Genomic DNA, 14,937 nt, shown 5'->3' on the forward strand with positions numbered 1-14,937 from the left:
CCCGCGTCTGCAATCCAAAAGCTCAGCGGCTAGAGCTTTTTGATCATCGTCCGGAGTGACTGGCTTGGTGCCCCGAGAAGAAGAAGGTTCTTCATGGCTTCCCTTGGATTTGCCGTGCGGAACAGGAGACCATCCTTCCGCATCGATCGATCTATGCGGAGTGTGTCGCCCGCCGCCTTTTCATAGGCGACGGCGAAATACATCCGTACATTTCCGCTACGGATATTCTCGAAGAAGGGATAGCTCTCGCTGATGTCGGAGGAGAAATTGGCAATGTAGAAGGACCAGTGGACAGGCCCTCTCTGCGCAAATCGGGTGCTCGCGGTCGTGACATGGCAGTAGCCGAGATGCGGGATCTCCTCAAACGCCCTGGAGAAGATGACCTTTGGGAAGCGGATCGCCTCATGGAAGGCGTTGAGCCTCTCATGGGTCCTCTCGCCCGCCCGCACAAGCTTCCTGTTGGTTCTTTCGGCGACTTCCTCAAAGCTCAGGTAGCGCTTTGTCTCGCGATCCCAGGTGGGCGCGGTGCGATCGATCCTGCCCGTCCGCAGGAACTCGGAATGAGGCGCCGCGCTGGTCGCGGAAAGGCGCCGTGGCGCCTGGTTCTGGTAGTAGCGCCGCTTTGCACTTGCCTGCACCGTCTGCTTCCCTCGGTCTTGCGTCGGCGCAGATGGTAGCGAGCTATGGTTAATCATGCGTATCGGAGCGCTGGAACCCTGCCGGACCGCACGGGAACGAACAGGCGCTTCCTCCGTTTTTCCGCCGATCGAAGGAAAAGAGGAGACAGCCAACCATGGGTAAGTTCAAGTTTCGTCTGACTACGATGGTAGCGGCGCTCGCCGTGACCGTGACCACCTATGTGCCGGTCCAGGCGATGCCGTTGCCGGCTGCCCCGGCCGCGAGCGCGCAGGGACTCGTCACCGACGTGCAGTACCGTGACCGCTGGGACCGCCGCTACGATCGCAGATGGGACCGCCGGGAGGCTCGCCGCGACTACCGCCGCGGCTATCGGGCGGGCTACTATAACGGATACCGCGGCTATCGCGAGCGTCGACCGGGATACCGCTACTACAACGGCTTCTGGTTCCCGTTTGCCGCCTTCACCGCAGGTGCGATCATCAGCGGTGGGGCTCAGGCCCGGCCGAGTGGCAGCCATAGCGTGCGCCATTACCAGTGGTGCGAAAGCCGCTATCGCTCCTACCGCGCCTCCGACAACACGTTTCAGCCGTATAACGGGCCGCGTCGGCAGTGCAACTCGCCCTACTCCTGATATTGTTGCGTATGCACGACGAGCCGCTCCCTTGGGGGCGGCTTGTCTCGTTTGACAGGTTTAACTTGTGCTTGGCGTTAATTCGGGGTTCAGATTGCCTTTACTACGAGTTTGCTGATCCATGGAATACCCGGCAGCCGCGCTGGTCGACGGGAGCGGAATTCAACTTCAATGGAGAAGAAGATGAAAAAGCTGTTCAGAAAAGTCGCGATCGCCGCCATCTCGGCAGCTGTCGTCGGTACGGATTTCATGCCCGCTGAAGCCGCCATGCCAAGTGTGGCAAACCCGGCGGCAAAGATAGAAGCGAAATCGGATGTTACCGAAGTCCGCCACCGCGGTTACCGTCGCGGCTATTACCATGGGCATCGCGGCTACCGGCATCATCGCCCCGGCTACCGCTACCATGACGGCTACTGGTTTCCCCTCGCCGCGTTCGGTGCAGGCGCCCTGATCGGCGGCGCGATCGCGGCACAGCCCCGCTATGTCGAGCCGGCTCCGGCGTACCGCGCCAGCGGCCTCAATCCGCGCCACTATGACTGGTGCCATGCCCGCTACCGGTCCTATGACGCCTATTCCAACACGTTTCAGCCCTATCACGGCCCGCGCCAGACCTGCTACTCGCCCTATTACTGAGCTGGCAAGCTGATCCGGCTCAAAGAAGAAGCCCGTCCGGCGTTCGCCCGACGGGCTTTTTGCTGTCTGTTTCTGCGTAGCCAGGAGCCGGCTCCATTGACAATCAGATTTACGTTTACGTAAAAAGCAGGGAGTTTCTTGCCGGGCCCGCCCCCGGCCGTCCATGAGGAGGATGCAGCATGTACAAGGCTCCGGTCGAGGAAATTTCCTTCACCCTGAATCATGTCGTCGGACTTTCGGGAGCGATCGACGCAGGCAGGCTCGGTGATCTCTCGCAGGATCTGGTTGATGCCATTCTTGAAGAGGCCGGCCGCTTTGCCACCAACGAGATGGCACCTCTCGGCGAGCCCGGCGACCGGCAGGGAGCTCGCATCTCCGATGGCGTGGTGACCACACCGGACGGTTGGGCCGATCTCTACCGCAATTGGCGGGAAGGTGGCTGGAACGGCCTCACCGGTCCGGAAGCCTATGGCGGCCAGAATCTGCCGCACATGCTGAACGTTGCCGCACTGGAGATGTGGAACTCGGCCTCCATGGCCTTCGCCCTCGCACCGACCCTCACCATGGGCGCCATCGAGGCGCTCGACAAGCACGGCAGCGACAAACTTAAGGCAATCTATCTTGAGAAGCTTGTCTCCGGCGAATGGACCGGGACCATGAATCTGACGGAGCCGCATGCCGGTTCCGACCTCGGCGTGCTCAAGACCCGCGCCGAACGCCGCGACGATGGAACCTACCGCATCTTCGGCCAGAAGATCTACATCACCTGGGGCGAGCATGACGCGGCGGATAACATCATCCATCTGGTGCTGGCGCGGCTTCCGGATGCGCCCGCCGGCACGCGCGGCATATCGCTCTTCCTGGTGCCGAAGTTCCTCGTCAACGAGGATGGCTCGCTCGGCGCCCGCAACGACGTCTTCTGCCACTCGATCGAACACAAGCTTGGCATCCACGGCTCGCCGACCTGCACGATGATCTACGGCGATGGCAAGTTCGGTGAAGAGAAGGGCGCGATCGGCTGGCTGGTTGGCGAGGAGAACAAGGGCCTCGCCTGCATGTTCACCATGATGAACAACGCCCGTCTCGCCGTCGGCATGCAGGGTGTCGCGATCGCCGAGGCGGCCACCCAGAAGGCCATCGAATACGCACGGGAGCGCACTCAGGGCAAGGCGCCCCGGTGGACGGGAAGCGGCATGAGCCCGATCATCGAGCATCCCGACGTGGCGCGCATGCTGCTGACCATGAAGGTGCTGACCCAGGGCTCCCGCGCCATCTGCTATGCCTGTGCCCACGCCATCGATATGGCCCATCATAGCGAGGGCGACGAGGCCGAGGCCTGGGGCGAGCGCGCCGCACTCCTGACGCCGATCGCCAAGTCCTTCGCCACCGACGCGGGCGTGGACGTTGCATCGCTCGGCATCCAGGTGCATGGGGGAATGGGTTTCATCGAGGAAACCGGCGCTGCCCGCTATCTTCGCGATGCCCGGATCGCCCCGATCTACGAAGGCACCAACGGCATTCAGGCGATCGACCTCGTGACTCGCAAGCTGCCGCTCTCCGGTGGCGGCCAGGTGAGCGGCTTCATCGCCGAGCTCAAGGAGCTCACTGAGTGCGTCGCTTCCTCCAACGAACCGGCCTTCGGCAGGACGGCTGAGGGCCTGCAGGCGGCGATCAGCGATCTGGAGGCGACGACGGAATGGCTCTTGAAGGCGCAGGCAGAAGGCCACGTGGCCGAGGCGCTCGCAGGTGCCACGCCGTACCAGCGCCTCTTCGGCCTGGTGCTGACCGGCGTCTATCTTGCCAAGGGGGCGCTTGCGCCTGCAGAGGATGGCAGGGGTTCCCAGCGCATCGCGATCTGCCGCTTCGCGGTGGAGAACCTGCTGCCTGAAACGGCGGCGCTGAATCGCCAAGTGGTCGAGGGGGCTGCCAGCCTCGAAGCGGCCCGCAGCGTTCTGGCCTGAGGAGAGATGCCATGAGCGACAACCATATTCTCGTCGAGCGGCCCGATGCGCAGCCGGGCGTCCTCGTCATCCGCCTCAATCGGCCGGAGAAGAAGAACGCCATCACCACGGCCATGTATGCCCGGATGACGGAAGCCCTGCATGAGGCGGACAATGACGCCGAGATCCGCGCGGTTGCCTTCCTCGGGACCGACAACTGCTTTTCAGCCGGCAATGACATGGCAGATTTCCTCACCTATGCCATGGGTGGCGGCGGTCGGCCATCGGCCGCCGATTTCCTCCAGGCACTCGCCACCTGCGACAAGCCGATGGTCTCCGGCGTCGACGGCCTGGCCATCGGCATTGGCACGACAATTCACCTGCACTGCGACATGACGATCGCCTCCGATCGCAGCCTCTTCCGCACGCCGTTCGTCGACCTCGCGCTGGTGCCGGAGGCTGCCTCCAGTCTCATCGCGCCCCGGGTGATGGGACACCAGCGAGCCTTCGCACTGCTCGCCGCAGGCGAGAGCTTTTCCGCTGAACAGGCCCGCGAGGCCGGCATAGTCTGGAAGGTCGTCTCACCGGACGCTGTCGAGGCCGAGACGCTTGCGCTGGCCGCCAACCTCGCCGCCAAGCCGCCCCATGCCATGAAGATCGCCCGCAACCTCATCCGCGGCAATGGCGATGATGTGCTGGCGCGCATGGAGGAGGAACTGGTGCACTTCACGGCGCAGCTCCGAAGCGCCGAGGCCCGTGCCGCCTTCGAGGCATTCATGCGCCGCTGAGCCGGCGCATGGGCTTAATTTTAGGCTATTCTTAATATCATTGTTCCTAACTAGGCGCAGGGCATGGGAGGTGCCCTTGCGCATGATGCGCCGTTCCCACCATCCTGAATGTCCGGCCGCTGCAGCTTTTGCTTCCGCAGGCGTCGCCGGCGCGCATCCAAGGACAAGTCATGGCAAAAAGAGCCAATCTCATGACCCGCATCCTCGTCGCGGCCTCTGTGGTCGTCGTTGTCGCACTTGCGGGGTTCTCCTTCCATATCAATTCCATCCAGCACGCTTCGGTGACGAAGTCCGTCGAGGACAGCATTTCCTCTGCCGGCCGGCAGGCATCGCAGGCGCTTGCCAACTGGATGAACGGTCGCGTCGTGCTGACCAATATGGTTGCTGATGCCGTGAGCCGGAATCCGGATGCGGTCACCGCAGTCCTGGACAACCAGGTGTTGACCAAGGAATTCTCCAGCACCTATTTCGGCGATACGGCCGGCACGTTCACCATGTGGCCGAACCTACCGATGCCGGCTGACTATGATCCGCGTCAGCGGCCCTGGTACAAGGATGCAGTTGCGTCCGGCAGCGTCGTCCTCACGGAACCCTATGTCGATGCGTCCAGTGGAGACCTCGTGGTCAGCGCCGCCGTGCCCGTGAACCGTGAGGGCGCCCTGGCCGGCGTCGTCGGTAGCGACTTCTCGTTGCAGAGCATCGTTGCGATGGTCAAGTCGATCGATCTTGGCGTCCCAGCCACCGCCTTCCTGGTGAACAAGGCAGGGACCGTGCTCATTCACCCGGAGGCCTCGCTCGTCATGAAGACGCTGGCTGATGTCTTCCCGCAGGACACGCCGGCCACCGGCGCGACTATGGTGGAGACCACTTTCGGGGGGCGCAACGTGCTGGTCAGCTTCGTTCCGGTCGCCGGTCTTCCCTCTGTCCAGTGGTATCTTGGCTTCGCTGTTGATGCCGAAGCTGCTTACGCGTCTCTTACCGCGTTCCAGACGGCTGCGGTCATTGCCACAGTGCTTGCGGTCGCCTTGATGATAGGCGCCATGGCCTGGATGTTGAGCCGTCTCGTGGTGCGTCCGGTGACAGACATGACCCATGCCATGGAGCGTCTTGCCGCTGGAGATCTGACGGTCGCCATCCCTGGCGAAGATCGTCGTGACCAGATCGGCGCCATGGCTGCCGCGGTGTCCGTCTTCCGCACCAACGCTCTGGAGCGGGAACGCCTGGAAGGCGAGGCCGAAGAGGGGCGTCGCCTCAGCGATGCCGAGCGCCGCGAGCGGGAAGCGCAGAAGGCCCATGATCAGGCCGAGGCGGAGCGGGCCGTGAAGGCACTTGCCGAAGCGCTCGGCGCTCTTGCAGATGGCAATCTTTCCCATCGCATCGAAGTGCCCTTCGCTGCTCACATCGACCGTCTCCGCACCGACTACAACGCGGCCGTCACGCAGTTGAAGTCAGCCTTGCAGGCGGTCGGCTCGAATGCCCGGACGATTGATGCCGGCGCCGAGGAGATCCGTGTTGCCGCCGATGGTCTCGCCCGCCGAACCGAACAGCAGGCGGCCTCCGTCGAGGAGACTGCAGCGGCTCTGGAAGAGATCACCACCACCGTGCGCGACACGGCGCATCGCGCCGAAGAGGTTGGCACGCTGGTATCCCGCGCACGCGATGGCGCCGAACATTCCGGTGCAGTCGTCTCCAAGGCGGTCGCGGCAATGACGGAGATCGAGGACTCTTCCGGCAAGATCTCCAACATCATTGGCGTTATTGACGACATCGCCTTCCAGACCAACCTTCTGGCACTCAACGCCGGCGTCGAAGCGGCACGTGCAGGCGAGGCCGGCAAAGGGTTCGCTGTCGTTGCCCAGGAGGTCCGTGAACTCGCCCAGCGTTCTGCCCAGGCCGCGAAGGAAATTGAGGCGCTCATCACGGCCTCGAACACCCAGGTGCGCTCAGGCGTGACGCTGGTGGCCCAGACGGGGGAAGCCTTGCAGGCGATCGTTTCGCAGGTCCAGGAAATCAGCCGCCATGTCGGTGCGATCGTAACGGCGACGCGCGAACAGTCGACCGGTCTGTTGGAGATCAACAACGCGGTCAATGCCATGGATCAGGGCACGCAGCAGAATGCCGCGATGGTAGAGGAACAGACCGCCGCCAGCCATAGCCTCGCGGCAGAAGCCGCGAAGCTGATGGAACTGCTTGCCCGCTTCAACCTCGGAATGGCGGCCCAGGCCGGCATGTCGACGCAGGGCGGACGCAGGGCGGCCTAATTTTCCAAGATGCATGGAGTCGGGAAAGGCCCGCGGCAGGGCTGCCGCGGCCTTTCGTGTTCATGGGCCGAGGGGGTTGATGTCGCCGACGAAGCGGATGAGGTCTGTCATGGTGAAATGACCCTCCTGTTCGCAGGTCAGTTCAGGCTTCCAGTTTGAGCGCTTCCAGAGGAAGGATTCCTCGTCGCCATGGACCATGCCGAGAAAGGTCTCGGCGATGATGGTAGACGCCATGGGCCCCAGTCGCCTGCCGCTATGATGTTGCTGTGCTTCCTTGAGCACATAGTACCAGAGCGGCGTCGCCTCATGCAGGCCGTGCTCCCTCGCAACTTCGCCGTCCGGCCCGGTGGCGATCTCGTCCGGTGACATTGGCTCGATCTGCATCGCACGACAGACGTCCTGTCCGGACGGCAGGCCGATCTGGACGCCGCGCCGCAGGTTGCGGAAGGCGAGGTTCGCATCCCGTCTTTGCTGCTCCGTCGGATCCTCCCGCAGGCCCGGCAGCGTGTGGAGCGACGGGGCAATGAATGGATCGAGCTTGCGCGAGAAGTTGAAGGTGAAATCCTCACCACCCTGGCCTGCCACGTTGAAGAACCGCCGCCAGTCGATCACCCAGTTTGAGGGCAGCTTATGCTGGGGATTGGGCGGGAAGGCTTCCGCGTCCGGGGCCAGTTCGCCGACGATCTTGCCGGACTTGCCGGTAAAGAAGAACAGAGCCTGCAGCGTGCCGTTTGCAATCCTCGGGCTGCCTGGATGGAAGGCGCGATTGTGGCTGTAGGTCTCGCGAACCATGGAATGGCCCAGCCGGTAACAGGCGGCTGCAAATTCCGCCGGCATGTAGGGGCGCTTCTTGAAACGATAGAAGCGCCGCCCCTCCTTCTTGATGCGGTTAACGAGGCCCGGCTCCGTCAGCCGCTCGACGAAGTCGAACAAAACGATCCACTGGTAATGCCATGTCACGATCCGGCGGGCTTCATGGAAAAGCGCCATCCCCTGAAGCGAGGGCTGCCTCTCCTTCAACCAATAGACGACAGCGTTGTGAAACCTCAGCATCAGCAGATGCGTCTGTGACACGAGAAGGTTTTCGTCGTTGCGCTCGTCGAAGATCAGCGCATGGCCGACCTGGTTGCGCGGCAGGTCATGCCGGAGCGACGGGATCGGTTCGTTCTTCTCATTCTTTGACGCACCCGTATGCCCGATGAGAAACTGTTGGGTGATCTCGAATGTCGTGGGATCCCGCTGGTAAAGGTAGGGGTGGATACCGGGTCCATCTCCGTAGAGGGAGTCGAGATCGAGCGCTGGCGTCCGGAAATTGTCCGTGGCCTTGGGATCGGCCTTCTGCTGGTCGAGTGGCGTCGTATCCAGCGTGATGTCGTGGTCGATGAATTGGCCGAGATAGGTATAGCCGGCGGATATAGCCTCGTTGTCACCGGCGGGATCCGGATCCACTCCCACGTCGCCCTGGTCGCGCATCGCCTGGGCGAGTTCGAACAGCGCGTCGTCGCCGACGTGGAGCGGCAACAGGTCCGGAAACATGACCCCGAACTTGCCAGGGTCGCCGATCCCGTTGAAGGAGTGCAACGCCTCCCGCTTCATGCCCCGCACACCATGTCCATGCATCGCAATGTCAGTCATGACTTCCCCTCCTTCTGCAATCTCCGATTTTCCGTGTTCTGGAATAATCGTTATGATTGCATTGGGGGATGTCGGATACAACCAACCGCATATTCAATCTGCGGATGCGTGAAGTTGTGAGGCTTGCGTGGCTTCAGCGTTGCAGAAGCGCGACTGCTTCCACGTGGGGTGACCAGAGGAACTGGTCTACCGGGATTACCGATCGAATCTCGTAGCCTTGATCGACAAGCAGCCTGAGGTCGCGCGCCAGGGTGAGGGGATTGCAGCTCACTGCCGCCACCTTCTTCACGCCCGCACGAGCGAGTTCCCTGACCTGCGCCTCGGCACCCGCCCGCGGCGGATCGAAGACGACGGCATCATAGACCTTCAGTTCCTGCGCCGTGAGCGGCCGGCGGAAGAGGTCGCGCTTCTCCACCGTCACGGGCTTGAGGCCCTCGGTGGTGCGAGCTGCGAGGTCGAGCGCCTTGAGCAGTTTGTCCTCGCCCTCGACGGCATGCACCCGCGCCGTCCGCGCCAGGCGCAGAGCAAATGTCCCGGAACCCGCGAACAGGTCGAGCACGCGCTTCGCCTTGCCGACATGGGCAAGCACGAGAGCGGCCATCGCATCCTCTGCCTCCTTTGTGGCCTGCATGAAAGCCCCGGGCGGCGGCGTCACCAGCACGCCGCCGAAGTCGACCAGCGGCTTGCGGGGCTCGACGAGGATTTCGCCGTTGACCGAGACACGGGCGATGGCGCTGAGCCGCATCACCGTCTCGATTGCCGCACGCCGTCGTTTCTCGTCGAGGGGCTTCACGCCCTCGGCTGCCACATCGAGACCGGCAAGGGTTTCCAGCACGGTCAAGCGGAAGCTCTCCGAACCACCGGCAAGGGCAGCTGCAATCGAGCGCAGGGCGTCGAGTTGCGCCATGATCGCAGGGGCTGCAACGGGGCACTCCTCGACGGAGACTATGTGGTTCGTCTCGGCGCGATTGAAGCCGAGCAGGAGACCCTTGTCCGTCCGGCGGGCCGAAAACACCGTTCGCCGCCGTTGCCCGAGGCCGCAGGTGACTAGTGGTTCGACAGGCGGCGTAAGGCCCTTGCTCCGCAACGCCTCCACGACGAGATTGCGCTTGAAATCTGTGTAGGGTTGCTCTGCAAGATGTTGCAACGAGCAGCCGCCGCAGGCGTCGCGGTCAGGATTGAAGTGGCGACAGAGGGGCACAACCCGATCCGGGGAGGAGGTCGCTGTCGAAAGAAGTGTTCCATGGCTGCCGTTGCGGGCAATCGCTACCGTCTCGCCCGGCAGGGCATGTGGCACGTAGACTGGTCCTTCGGCTGTGTTGGCTATGCCGTGTCCGTGGGCGCCGAGCCGATTGATGGTTACTGTGAGCGTACTCATGTCTCTTTCGTTCCTGCCAGCAGGTATTCCTGATTGCCGTCGGCGCCGGCGATGGGGGAGGGGATGAGCCCGAGGCTCCGCCAGCCCATGTCGTGCGTCAGCCAGGTCTCGAGTGCCTCGGCGATCGCAGGCCCGCTATCGGGCTCCTTCAGGAGGCCGCCTTTGCCGATCGCCTCGCGGCCAGCCTCGAACTGCGGCTTGACGAGAAGCACGCATATGGCCTTCGGCTCTGCGAGTTTCAACGCTGGCGGCAGTGCCAGCCTGAGCGAGATGAAGGACACGTCGGAGACGATGAAGTCGATCGGTCGTCCGTCAAGATCATCGGCACAAAGCGCACGGGCGTTGAGGCCTTCGACATTCGTCACGCGCGGATCGTCCGCAAGGGATGAATGCATCTGGCCGTGCCCGACGTCGATGGCCGTCACATGCGCTGCCCCCCGCTGCAGCAGAACCTGCGTGAACCCGCCGGTCGAGGCGCCGACGTCGAGACAGCTGCGGCCGGCAGGATCGAGGCGGAAGTGATCCAGTGCTGCCACCAGCTTCAGAGCCGCCCGGGAGACGTAGTCCTGAGCGGGGTCGTCGATCTCGACCGTCGCATCTTCGGGAAAAGTCTGGCCAGGCTTGCTGACGACCTGGCCGTTCACCTTCACTGTGCCGCGCACGATTGCGTCCCGGGCACGGGAACGGCTGCCGAACAAACCGAGGGATAGAAGAAGTTGATCGAGCCGTTGCGGCGGATGAGTGGGCATGCCTCTCCTTGGGATCCTTTCGCGCACGATGCAAGCGGTGCGACCGCCTGCGCCAAAGGTTGCACAAAATATCAATCGAATTTTAAGCCACATCCAGTTGAGTACTGGCAGCGCCATCCTCCGGCGCCGCTGTCTCCCGACTGCCCGAAATGACTTCGGCTCGTTCGAAATCGTTGCATACTCACGCACGGGAAGCCCATGTCGCTCAAGAATCTGTCCCTCAACAAGAAGCTCATCGGCACATTCTTCGCGGTGATGTCCGTCTGCCTGCTCGCTTCTGCGGTCGTGTTCTGGCAGGTCGTGAAATCCACGCGCGCCTCCGAAGACCAGGCGCAGGCGCAGGAAATCCTGCATCACGTCGACAACGCTCTCGAAGCCATGCTTGAGCAGGCGGTCAATCAGCGCGGCTTCCTGCTTTTCCGCAGCGACAGCACCTATAACGAAGTCTTCGCCCAGCGCGACAAGATGATCGCCGCAATCGACGAGGCCAAGAAGGCAGCCGCCGGACACCCGGGCCTGATCGCATCGCTTGACCAGATGCGGGCAGCCGCGGACGTTTTCCACGCGCAACTGAGCGAGCCGCAGCTTGCCGCGCGCAAGAGCACCGAGGCGCCGATCGAGGAGATCATCGAGATCGGCAGGAACCAGTCAAGGGGGCAGCTCGATGCGTTCCGCGAAAGCGCGGCCAAGATCAACGAGGATGCCGGCGCGTTGGTCGCGTCGCTGCAGGCGAACCAGAAGAGCGCCCAGTGGGATATCATGCTGGCGCTGCTCTCCGGTGGCGCCGCGGCAGGTCTGATCGCAACGGGGCTGGTATGGGCCCTGTCGCGGGCGATCGTCACTCCCATCGTTGGCATGACCCGGGCGATGACCCAGCTCGCCGCGGGCAACAACAACATCGAGGTGCCGGCGCTTGGACGCGGTGACGAGGTCGGCGAAATGGCCAATGCCGTTGCCGTCTTCAAGGACGCGGCAATCGAGAAGATCCGTCTCGAGCAGGAAAGTGAAGCCATACGGGCCGCCGCCGATCGCGAACGGATGAGCAATGACGAGATAAAGGCGCAGGAATCCGGACAACTGGAGTTTGCGGTGAACACCCTTGCGGCGGGTCTTTCCAGCTTGGCAAACGGCGACGTGGCCTATCGTATCGACACGCCCTTCACCGGCAATCTCGATCGTCTGCGTGTGGACTTCAACGAGGCTGTCTCCAAGCTTCAGGCAGCGCTGCAGTCGGTTGGCGCCAATGCCGCCGCGATCAATGCAGGCGCCGAGGAAGTGCGCACGGCCGCCGATGATCTGGCGCGCCGCACCGAACAGCAGGCGGCTTCCGTCGAGGAAACGGCAGCGGCTCTGGAAGAGGTTACCACGACCGTCAAGGATGCCGCAAAGCGCGCCGAGGATGTGGGCCAACGCGTGGAGCGCGCCCGCGTCGGCGCCGAGAAGTCCGGCGAGGTCGTTCGCAAGGCGGTTTCCGCCATGGAGCAGATCTCCAAGTCTTCCAGCGAGATCATCAACATCATCAGCGTCATCGACGACATCGCCTTCCAGACCAACCTGCTTGCGCTCAATGCGGGCGTCGAGGCTGCCAGGGCTGGAGACGCTGGCAAGGGTTTCGCGGTTGTGGCGCAGGAAGTCCGCGAACTCGCCCAGCGTTCGGCCAATGCGGCGAAGGAGATCAAGTCGCTGATCACCACATCGGGCGAGCACGTGGACTCAGGCGTCGCCCTGGTTGGCGAGACCGGCAAGGCGCTGGAGGCGATCGTCGGCGAGGTTCAGGAGATCAACGAGCACATCAAGGCAATCGTCATCTCCACTCGCGAGCAATCCACCGGTCTCCAGGAGATCAATGTCGCGGTCAACACCATGGACCAGGGCACCCAGCAGAATGCTGCCATGGTCGAGCAGCAGACGGCAGCCAGCCATTCCCTGGCGAGTGAGGCGGAGTCCCTGAACTCGCTGCTGCGTCAGTTCAACCTCGGCGGGCAGGTGACGGGTCGCTCTGCGGGCGGTGCGGCGACTACGCCGTCCAGACCGACAGCCCCGAAACCGGCTGTTTCAACGGCCGCCTCTCAGCGCGTCGCTCCAGCAGCTTCCAAGCCAACGGTTCAGCCGGTCTCGGGCCGAAAGCCGGCTGCCGCGACGCCGGCTTCACGTCCCGCTCCGTCGCCGGCCAGCGCCCTGCACGGGAAGCTTTCGGCAGCCTTTGGCGGCGGCTCCGCAGCAGCGAAGCCCAGCGAGGACAACTGGGAGGAATTTTGACGCCTCGCGGGCAGTCGGAAAAAAGAAACGGCCGGGTCATCCCGGCCGTTTTCCTTTTCACGAAAGGGAAGAGCGCAATGTCACCCGGCAGCCCCCAGGCCCAGTCCCTTTTGCCCGAGGGCGTTGAAGACGGTGGTGACGATGCCGGCGCGATCGAGTCCTGCCTTTGCATACATCGCGTCCGGGCTCGCCTGCTCCATCCACACATCCGGCAGCACCATCGGCCTGACCTTGAGCCCTTGGTCAAGCAGCCCTTCCGTGGCCAGGAAGTGCAGGACATGGGCGCCGAAGCCGCCGAGGGCCCCCTCTTCGATGGTGATCAGCACGTCATGATGGCGCGCAAGTTGGCGGATGAGGTCGTGATCGAGCGGCTTGGCGAAGCGGGCGTCCGCCACGGTTGTCGACAGGCCGGCCGCATCGAGGTCCTCGGCCGCCAGCAGACAGTCTTTCAGACGCGTTCCGAAGGAAAGCAGCGCGACCTTGGAGCCTTCCTTGACGATCCGGCCCTTGCCGATCTCCAGGATCTGGCCCCGTTCCGGTAGCTCGACGCCGACGCCTTCGCCGCGCGGGTAGCGGAAGGAGATCGGCCCTTCGTCATAGGCCGCGGCTGTCCGCACCATGTGCTTGAGCTCCGCCTCGTCGGCGGCCGCCATCACCACCATGCCGGGCAAGGTGGCGAGGAAGGTCGTGTCGAAGGAGCCGGCATGGGTTGGACCGTCGGCGCCGACAAAGCCTGCCCGGTCGATCGGGAAGCGGACCGGCAGGCCCTGGATCGCTACGTCATGAACGACCTGGTCATAGCCGCGCTGCAGGAACGTGGAATAGAGTGCGCAGAACGGTTTGAAGCCTTCCGCTGCGAGGCCGGCAGCGAATGTTACAGCATGCTGCTCGGCAATGCCGACGTCGAAGGTCCGCGAGGGGAACACTTCGGCCAGCTTGTCGATGCCGGTGCCGTTCGGCATGGCGGCAGTGATGCCGACGATCTTCTCGTCGAACCTTGCCTCCTGCACCAGCGACTCGCCGAAGACGCTCGTGTAGCTCGGCGCATTGGGTTTCGCCTTGGCCTGCGTGCCGGTAATAACGTCGAACTTGTTGACGCCGTGGTACTTGTCGGCGGCTGCCTCCGCCGGCGGGTAGCCCTTGCCTTTCTGGGTGCAGACATGGATGAGCACCGGTCCCTGTCCGTTATCGCGGACATTGCGCAGCACCGGGAGAAGATGTTCGAAGGAGTGACCGTCGATCGGGCCGATATGGTAGAAGCCCATCTCTTCGAACATGGTGCCGCCGGTCACATAGCCGCGAGCATGCTCCACCGCGCGGGTGATGGCGCGGTCGAAGCCCTTGCCGAGGTAGGCCGTCAGTTTCTTGCCGATCTCCCGCACGCCCATATAGGTGCGTCCGGAGGCCAAGCGCGCGAGATAGGCGCTCATCGCACCCGTCGGCGGCGCGATCGACATGTCGTTGTCGTTGAGGATGACGATCAGGCGGGCGTCGAGGGCCCCGGCATTATTAAGCGCTTCATAGGCCATGCCGGCCGACATCGCTCCGTCGCCGATCACCGCGATTACGTGTCGTTTCGACCCGGAGAGGTCGGCGGCCACCGCCATGCCAAGGCCTGCTGAAATCGAGGTCGAGGAATGGGCGGCCCCGAACGGGTCGTAGTCGCTCTCGGCGCGGCGGGTAAAGCCGGAAAGCCCGTTCTCCTGGCGCAGTGTGCGAATCCGGTCGCGGCGCCCGGTCAGGATCTTGTGCGGGTAGCACTGGTGTCCGACATCGAAGATCAGCCGGTCGTCAGGCGTGTTGAAGACCTTGTGGATAGCTATGGTCAGTTCCACCACGCCAAGTCCGGCCCCCAGATGGCCACCTGTCTTGGACACCGCATCGATCATCTCGTCCCGCACCTCGCGTGCGAGTTGCGGCAGGTCGCGATCCTCGATCATCCTGAGGTCGGCCGGGAACTTGACCGCATCGAGCAGGGGAGTCTGGGGAAGAGATGTCACGGAGTCTGGCCTTTTCTGCTCTTT

Annotated in this window: 11 protein-coding genes; 6 read left to right on the forward strand and 5 right to left on the reverse strand. The window is 63.4% G+C overall.

Annotated features, from left to right (window positions below; all coding sequences use genetic code 11):
• Window positions 1-29: 29 nt before the first annotated feature.
• Window positions 30-638 carry a DUF6656 family protein gene (locus NT26_RS02290; RefSeq protein WP_052637172.1) on the reverse strand — a complete coding sequence of 203 codons (609 nt, stop codon included), beginning with the start codon at window positions 636-638 and terminating at the stop codon, window positions 30-32.
• A gap of 155 nt (window positions 639-793) precedes the next feature.
• Between NT26_RS02290 and NT26_RS02295 the strand changes: the two genes are divergently transcribed.
• From NT26_RS02295 to mcpU, 5 genes are all read left to right on the forward strand, one after another.
• Window positions 794-1,270 (forward strand): BA14K family protein, encoded by a 477-nt coding sequence (locus NT26_RS02295; protein WP_052637173.1) that lies wholly within the window; start codon window positions 794-796, stop codon window positions 1,268-1,270.
• Between the two features lie 183 nt (window positions 1,271-1,453).
• Entirely contained in the window at window positions 1,454-1,903 is a 450-nt protein-coding gene (locus NT26_RS02300; protein ID WP_052641745.1) for a BA14K family protein, read from the forward strand.
• 179 nt (window positions 1,904-2,082) lie between these two features.
• The gene (locus NT26_RS02305) at window positions 2,083-3,864 is read left to right on the forward strand and encodes an acyl-CoA dehydrogenase family protein (protein ID WP_052637174.1); all 1,782 of its coding nucleotides are present in this window, start codon (window positions 2,083-2,085) and stop codon (window positions 3,862-3,864) included.
• Window positions 3,865-3,875: 11 nt separating this feature from the next.
• Window positions 3,876-4,631 (forward strand): crotonase/enoyl-CoA hydratase family protein, encoded by a 756-nt coding sequence (locus tag NT26_RS02310; protein ID WP_052637175.1) that lies wholly within the window; start codon window positions 3,876-3,878, stop codon window positions 4,629-4,631.
• A gap of 170 nt (window positions 4,632-4,801) precedes the next feature.
• Window positions 4,802-6,892 carry a methyl-accepting chemotaxis protein McpU gene (mcpU, locus tag NT26_RS02315; protein ID WP_052637176.1) on the forward strand — a complete coding sequence of 697 codons (2,091 nt, stop codon included), beginning with the start codon at window positions 4,802-4,804 and terminating at the stop codon, window positions 6,890-6,892.
• Between the two features lie 60 nt (window positions 6,893-6,952).
• Here the strand turns inward: mcpU and NT26_RS02320 are convergent, their stop codons facing one another.
• From NT26_RS02320 to NT26_RS02330, 3 genes are all read right to left on the reverse strand, one after another.
• Window positions 6,953-8,527 (reverse strand): peroxidase family protein, encoded by a 1,575-nt coding sequence (locus tag NT26_RS02320; protein WP_052637177.1) that lies wholly within the window; start codon window positions 8,525-8,527, stop codon window positions 6,953-6,955.
• A 133-nt stretch (window positions 8,528-8,660) separates the two neighbouring features.
• Window positions 8,661-9,905 carry a class I SAM-dependent RNA methyltransferase gene (locus NT26_RS02325; protein ID WP_052637178.1) on the reverse strand — a complete coding sequence of 415 codons (1,245 nt, stop codon included), beginning with the start codon at window positions 9,903-9,905 and terminating at the stop codon, window positions 8,661-8,663.
• A complete protein-coding gene (locus NT26_RS02330; protein WP_052637179.1) occupies window positions 9,902-10,654 on the reverse strand; it encodes a TlyA family RNA methyltransferase in 753 nt (250 codons plus the stop codon). Before NT26_RS02330 ends, NT26_RS02325 begins: the two co-directional genes overlap by 4 nt.
• Before the next feature lie 198 nt (window positions 10,655-10,852).
• On the opposite strand from NT26_RS02330, the gene NT26_RS02335 reads away from it, so the two are divergent.
• Window positions 10,853-12,913: a methyl-accepting chemotaxis protein gene (locus NT26_RS02335; protein WP_052637180.1), complete on the forward strand. Its 2,061-nt coding sequence runs from the start codon at window positions 10,853-10,855 to the stop codon at window positions 12,911-12,913.
• 80 nt (window positions 12,914-12,993) lie between these two features.
• Here NT26_RS02335 and dxs read toward each other — a convergent pair whose 3' ends face one another.
• Window positions 12,994-14,913 (reverse strand): 1-deoxy-D-xylulose-5-phosphate synthase, encoded by a 1,920-nt coding sequence (gene dxs / locus NT26_RS02340; RefSeq protein ID WP_052637181.1) that lies wholly within the window; start codon window positions 14,911-14,913, stop codon window positions 12,994-12,996.
• Window positions 14,914-14,937 lie beyond the last annotated feature (24 nt).

Origin of the sequence: Pseudorhizobium banfieldiae, from assembly GCF_000967425.1 — a bacterium.
Taxonomy (GTDB): domain Bacteria; phylum Pseudomonadota; class Alphaproteobacteria; order Rhizobiales; family Rhizobiaceae; genus Neorhizobium; species Neorhizobium banfieldiae.

Excerpts from the sequence above, each read along its gene's own strand:
- NT26_RS02330 (WP_052637179.1), bottom strand. The coding sequence starts at position 10,654 with ATGCCCACTCATCCGCCGCAACGGCTCGATCAACTTCTTCTATCCCTC.
- NT26_RS02300 (WP_052641745.1), top strand. The coding sequence starts at position 1,454 with ATGAAAAAGCTGTTCAGAAAAGTCGCGATCGCCGCCATCTCGGCAGCT.
- NT26_RS02320 (WP_052637177.1), bottom strand. The coding sequence starts at position 8,527 with ATGACTGACATTGCGATGCATGGACATGGTGTGCGGGGCATGAAGCGG.
- mcpU (WP_052637176.1), top strand. The coding sequence starts at position 4,802 with ATGGCAAAAAGAGCCAATCTCATGACCCGCATCCTCGTCGCGGCCTCT.
- NT26_RS02305 (WP_052637174.1), top strand. The coding sequence starts at position 2,083 with ATGTACAAGGCTCCGGTCGAGGAAATTTCCTTCACCCTGAATCATGTC.
- NT26_RS02295 (WP_052637173.1), top strand. The coding sequence starts at position 794 with ATGGGTAAGTTCAAGTTTCGTCTGACTACGATGGTAGCGGCGCTCGCC.
- NT26_RS02335 (WP_052637180.1), top strand. The coding sequence starts at position 10,853 with ATGTCGCTCAAGAATCTGTCCCTCAACAAGAAGCTCATCGGCACATTC.
- NT26_RS02325 (WP_052637178.1), bottom strand. The coding sequence starts at position 9,905 with ATGAGTACGCTCACAGTAACCATCAATCGGCTCGGCGCCCACGGACAC.
- NT26_RS02310 (WP_052637175.1), top strand. The coding sequence starts at position 3,876 with ATGAGCGACAACCATATTCTCGTCGAGCGGCCCGATGCGCAGCCGGGC.